The 3,812-nt window shown below is 69.7% G+C and carries 3 protein-coding genes; 1 reads left to right on the forward strand and 2 read right to left on the reverse strand.

Annotated elements, in window-relative coordinates; translation table 11 throughout:
• Positions 1-113 precede the first annotated feature (113 nt).
• On the reverse strand, positions 114-704 hold the full coding sequence (locus QH195_RS15065; protein ID WP_280435821.1) for a TetR/AcrR family transcriptional regulator: 591 nt from the start codon (positions 702-704) through the stop codon (positions 114-116).
• A gap of 196 nt (positions 705-900) precedes the next feature.
• Here QH195_RS15065 and QH195_RS15070 point away from each other — a divergent pair, with 196 nt between their 5' ends.
• Positions 901-1,746, forward strand: coding sequence for a Vgb family protein (locus tag QH195_RS15070; protein ID WP_280435822.1), 846 nt, complete (start codon positions 901-903; stop codon positions 1,744-1,746).
• A gap of 17 nt (positions 1,747-1,763) precedes the next feature.
• On the opposite strand, the gene QH195_RS15075 is transcribed toward QH195_RS15070, so the two are convergent.
• Positions 1,764-3,404, reverse strand: a complete 1,641-nt coding sequence (locus tag QH195_RS15075) for an ABC-F family ATP-binding cassette domain-containing protein (protein ID WP_280435823.1) — start codon at positions 3,402-3,404, stop codon at positions 1,764-1,766.
• Positions 3,405-3,812 lie beyond the last annotated feature (408 nt).

The raw sequence follows: 3,812 nt of genomic DNA on the forward strand, positions 1-3,812 counted from the left end.
CTTCCGGCTTCTTTCTGCGGCCCCCCCCCAGCCCCTCACCGCCTCCCGGGGCCCCCGGGGGGCCGGCCGCCCCCCCCCCGCCCCCCCCCCCCCCGGTCAGTGTCCCCGGGTGATCAGGCCGGACGATCGGTCGCGGGCAGGATCGCCTGGTCGACGATATCGGCCAGGGTCTGCTCACCCGGCAGTTCACCCGCGTCGAGGGCGAACTTCAGCACCAGTGCCTCCCCGATATCGAGGACGACGGGGGTGAGGCGGGCCGGGTCGATCCGGCCGGTTTCCGCATAGTGGCGCAGGACTGTACCGGTGAACCGGCTGCCCTTGGCGTCGAATACCTGTGTGTAGACGGCCTCGGCCAGCTCCGGGTAGCGGGCGCGTTCGGCCAGGATCGCGGCGGTGGCCTGCGCGACGGGCGTGGCCAGCCAGGCCACCATGAGCCGCAGCGCCTCGATGAGGTCGTGCCGCAGATCGTCGGTCGGTGACGGGGTGGGCTGTTCCTGCGGGAAGCCCGCGTGCAACGCGTCCAGCAGGATCGCGTGCGGGGAATCCCAGCGGCGGTACAGCGAGGTCTTCGCGATACCGGCGCGCTGCCCGATACCGTCCATCGTCAGCCTGCCCAGCCCCACCGCGGCGAGTTCCTCGACTACTGCGGCACGGACGGCCGCCACCACTTCGGCGTCGCTGCGGCGGGTACGGGTGCCGGGCATATTCCTGTCTCTCCGGTAATCGCGCGGGATCTGTCTCCTGCAGGTTAGTCGGCGGCCGATTCGACTGTGGCCACTGCGGGGTCGCCGTCCCCACAGTGGATATGGCAGGCTCGACTCTTCTGTCATCGATCCGCGGCCGGCGTCGGTTCGGTGGCTCGGCGCGGACATGCTGTCCGCAGGGTGCGAGGAGCAGGAGGTGGGTGTGATCCAGGTTTCCGGATCGCCGTACGGGTTGAGCTTCGGTCCGGACGGTGCGCTGTGGTTCACCATGGCCGAGACCGGCGCGGTCGGGCGACATGACGACGGTGAGGTGCAGACCTATCCGCTGGATCCACCGGGCGGACAGCCGACGGTGATCGTGCCCGGCCCCGGAGACGCCATGTGGTTCAGTGAGTCTCGCGGTAACCGCCTCGGCCGGATCACCGCGGCAGGCGATCTCGCCTGGTTCCCGGCCGAATCTCCGTACGGGCTCACCACCGGACCGGACGGGGCGCTGTGGTTCACCGAACTCCAGGCCGGCCGGATCGGCCGGTTGGCCGGCGACGGATCCATCACCCGGTTCCCGGCCGCCGGTATGCCCTCGATGATCGCCACCGGTTCCGATGATGCGCTGTGGTACACCCTCAACCAGGGCAATGCGATCGGCCGCACCGATCTCACGGGAGCGACGACCGAGTATCGGTTGCCCACCGAGCAGGCCATGCCGGTCGGTATAACTCCCGGACCGGACGGCGCCCTGTGGTTCGTCGAGATCGGCGCCGGCCAGATCGGGCGGATCGGCCTCGACGGCGAGATCACCGAATTTCCGCTCCCCGACCGCGGCGCCCGGCCCCACGCGATCATCGCGGGACCGGACGGCGCCCTGTGGTTCACCGAATGGGCGACCTCGCGGCTCGGCCGTATCACCCTGACGGGCGAGATCACCGAAACGGAGCTGCCGGGCAACGAACCGCACGGCTTGGCGGTCGGCCCCGACGGCGCTCTGTGGGTGGCCATGGAATCCGGCAGTATCGAACGTGTTCCGTCGGGGGCCGCCGCGTAGCCGTATCGGTGTGCCCGTCAGCTGTCGGTCACCGGTGCGGCCACCTCGGACAGTGATCCCTCGGACAGGCGCAGCCAGCGCTGGACGCCGATTTCGGCGAGGAAGCGTTCGTCGTGGCTCACCACGACGAAGGCTCCCTCGTAGGCGTTGAGCGCGTTCTCCAGCTGTCCGACGCTGACCAGATCCAGGTTGTTCGTCGGCTCGTCGAGCAGGAGCAACTGCGGCGCCGGCTCGGCGAAGAGGATGCAGGCCAGCGTGGCCCGCAACCGTTCGCCGCCGGAGAGGGCACCGACCGGCAGATGCACCCGGGAACCCCGGAACAGGAAGCGGGCCAGCAGGTTCATTCGCTGGGCCACCGGGAGTTCGGGGGCGGCGGCGGCCAGGTTCTCGGCCACGGTGCGGTCGGGGTCGAGGAGGTCCAGCCGCTGCGACAGATACGCCACCCGGCCGTCGGCTCGGGCGATCTCGCCGGATTCGGCGGGCAGCTCACCGTGGAGAATGCGCAGCAGGGTGGATTTCCCGGCGCCGTTCGGGCCGGTCAGCGCGATCCGTTCGGGCCCGCGGATCGCCAGGTCGACGCCGGGTTCGGCGAATATCTGCCGGTCGCCGACGCGATAGCGGATATTTTCACCGAGGAATACGGTGCGCCCGGCCGGGACATTGGTTCCGGGCAGTTGCAGCGCGATCTTCTGGTCCGCACGCAGCGCTCGTTCGGCCTGATCGAGCCGGGCCCGGGCGGCATCGACGCGCGCGGTGTGCGTACCGTCGGCGCGGCCCGCCGATTCCTGCGCATTACGTTTCATGGTGCCCGCGAAGATCTTCGGCAGACCGGCATTGCCGAGATTGCGGGCCGCGGTGCTCGCGCGGCGGGCGGCGCGCTCCCGGGCCTGCTGCAACTCCCGTTTCTCGCGTCTGACCTCCTGTTCGGCATTGCGGATGTTCTTCTCCGCGACCTCCCGCGCGGCCCGAACCGCATGTTCGTATTCGGTGAAATTGCCACCGTGGTAGTTGATCTCACCGGCGTGCAGTTCGGCGATCCGGTCCATCCGATCCAGTAGCGCCCGGTCGTGGCTCACCAGCAGCAGACAGCCGTTCCAGTCGCCGAGCAGATCGTAGAGCCGGTGCCGCGCGGCCAGGTCGAGGTTGTTGGTGGGTTCGTCGAGCAGCAGGACGTCGGGCCGGCGGAGCAGTTGAGCCGCCAGACCCAGCGAAACGACCTGGCCGCCACTGAGCGTGTGCAGCCGGCGGGTGAGTTCGAGGTCGCCGATACCCAGCCGCTCCAGTTGGGCGCGGGTGCGTTCCTCGATATCCCACTCCGAACCGATCGTGGTGAAGTGTTCCTCGGCGGTATCGCCCGCTTCGATGGCTTCCAGCGCCGCCAGGACCGGGGCGATGCCCAGGAGTTCGGCAACGGTCATATCGCCGGTCAGCGGCAGCGTTTGCGGGAGATACCCGAGCACTCCGTCGACGGTGACACTGCCGGCGGAGGGACGAAGATCGCCGGCTATCAGGCGGAGCAGTGTGCTTTTACCGGCGCCGTTCGGGGCGACGAGCCCGGTGCGGCCGCCAGGCACGGTGACCGACAGATCGGTGAAGACGGGGGTGTCGTCCGGCCAGGAGAACGACAGGTTGGAACAGACGATGCAGGCATCAGCCATGGGGGAGACCTCGTATGTCGTCCGGCGTGCGGTTGCGCCGGGAAAGTGATCGATGGACGACGACATGGCCACGACAGCGGCGCCCGTATGCGCCCAACTGGTGGCCGTCAGAGCCGGGTGACCCCGGAGATGTCGAGTTCACCAACCACGGTCGGTCTCCTGTATCTCGATGACTCCACGACGATAGCAGCCGTGCCGGCTTCGGTGACCGGTACGGCGGCGGCCGAACCCGCACACCGGGAGGGGCCCGCCCGGGGGGGGGTCCCCCCCCCCCGCCCCCCCCCCCCCCCTCACCGCGGCCCGGCCCCCGGGGCCCCCCACGGCCGCCGTCATCGGCGGACCTGACGCACACCGCGACGCCACACCTCGGCGATCTCGGAAGTGGCGGTGATATCCGTGGTCGGGTCC

The sequence above is a fragment of the Nocardia carnea genome (assembly GCF_029868855.1).
GTDB classification, from domain to species: domain Bacteria; phylum Actinomycetota; class Actinomycetes; order Mycobacteriales; family Mycobacteriaceae; genus Nocardia; species Nocardia carnea_A.